This window comes from Streptomyces pyxinicus, from assembly GCF_024753135.1.
Taxonomy (GTDB): domain Bacteria; phylum Actinomycetota; class Actinomycetes; order Streptomycetales; family Streptomycetaceae; genus Streptomyces; species Streptomyces pyxinicus.
The window spans coordinates 1-1,681 of record NZ_JANUGP010000064.1 but is presented as its reverse complement, the minus strand read 5'-3'; the positions used below and the strand labels follow the sequence as shown (position 1 = coordinate 1,681).

The window sequence follows — 1,681 nt, the reverse complement described above, 5'->3', positions numbered from 1 at the left end:
TCCTCCTCGACGGCACCGGGGATTCGCCGGCCGCCCGTCAGACGGACTACTGGCGTCAAGCACTCGCCGGTCTGCCCGAGGAAGTCCCGCTGCCCGCCGACCGGCCGCGTCCCGCCGCCCCCTCTCACGAGGGCGACGTGGTGCTGTTCGAGGTGTCCGCGGGTACGGGTGCGGAACTGGCCCGGCTCGCCCGGGAGAGCGGGGCGACCATGTTCATGGTGGTCCACGCGGCGGTCGCCGCCCTGCTGCACCGGCTCGGCGCCGGTGACGACATCCCCCTCGGCACCCCGGTGTCCGGGCGGGAGGACGAGCAACTGGACCGGCTCGTCGGCTTCTTCCTCAACACCCTGGTGCTGCGGGCCGACCTGTCCGGCGACCCCGGCTTCGTCGAGCTGGTGGGCCGGGTGCGGGACACGGATCTCGCCGCGTTCTCGCACGCGGACCTGCCACTGGAGGCCGTGGCCGAGGCGGTCGGGCGGTCCGGTGCCGGGAGCCGGGGGCCGCTGGCCGCCGCCGGAGGCCGGGGCCCGCTGTTCCGGACGATGGTGACCTACCACTCGACGACCACCGAGGTGACGGAGCTGTTCGGGGTGCCGGCGCGGGAACTGCCGGTGGAGATCGGCGGGTCCAAGTTCGACCTGGAGTTCGCCTTCGGCGGCTCGGCGGCGGACGGCCGGATCAGCGGCGGTCTGCGCTACGCGACGGATCTGTTCGGGGCCGCGAGCGCCGAGCGGCTGGCCGGGCGGCTGGTCCGGCTGCTGGACGCGGTGGCGGCCGACCCGGAGCAGGCGCTCTCCGCGATCCCGGTCATGGACGAGGAGGAGCGGGAGCGGGTGCTGTACGGCTGGAACGACACCGCGCGCGTCCCGGAGGGTCCCGCCACGCTCGCCGACCTGGTGGCGGACGGAGCCCACGACCTTGAGGCCACGGCGCTGCTCTTCGACGGGGCGTACCTGACCCGGGGCGCCTTCGAGGAACGGGTCAACCGGCTGGCCCGGCTGCTCGTCCGGCGGGGCGTCGGCCCCGAGTCCGTCGTCGCCGTGGCGCTCCCCCGGTCACTGAATCTGCTCGTCGCCCTGCACGCCGTCGTACGGGCCGGCGGTGCGTACCTTCCGCTCGATCCGACCCTGCCCGCCGACCGGCTGACGTACATGACCGACACCGCCGCGCCGGTGTGTGTCCTGGCGGACCGGGCCGCCTCGCTCGACACCCTGCCGGAACGTTTCCGTCCGGGTGCCGTGGTGCTCGACGCGCCCGCCGTGGCGCAGGAGTTGGCGGGGCTGGCGGCGGACACGGTCACGGACGCCGACCGGCTCGCACCGTTGCTGCCGTCCCACCCGGCCTACGTCCTCTTCACCTCCGGCTCCACCGGACGGCCGAAGGGCGTGCTGATCGAACACAGCGCCATCGTCAACCGTCTCCGATGGATGCAGGACACCTACCGCCTGACCGACGGGGACCGGGTACTGCTCAAGACGCCCACCACCTTCGATGTCTCCGTCTGGGAGCTGTTCTGGCCCCTCGCGCAGGGTGTGCCACTGGTCATCGCGCGACCCGAAGGGCACACAGACCCGCACTACCTGGCCGCACTCATCCGCGAACAGGCCATCTCCGTCTGCCACTTCGTACCCTCGATGCTCGCCGCGTTCCTGACGGAGACCGAGCTGACCGGCTGCCCGAC

At 73.1% G+C, this 1,681-nt stretch carries 1 protein-coding gene; it reads left to right on the top strand.

The genetic code is table 11. The features are described 5' to 3' along the window. Positions 1-1,681, top strand: a 1,681-nt coding sequence (locus NX794_RS35730; RefSeq protein WP_258783879.1) for a non-ribosomal peptide synthetase, incomplete at both ends; no start/stop codon positions are given.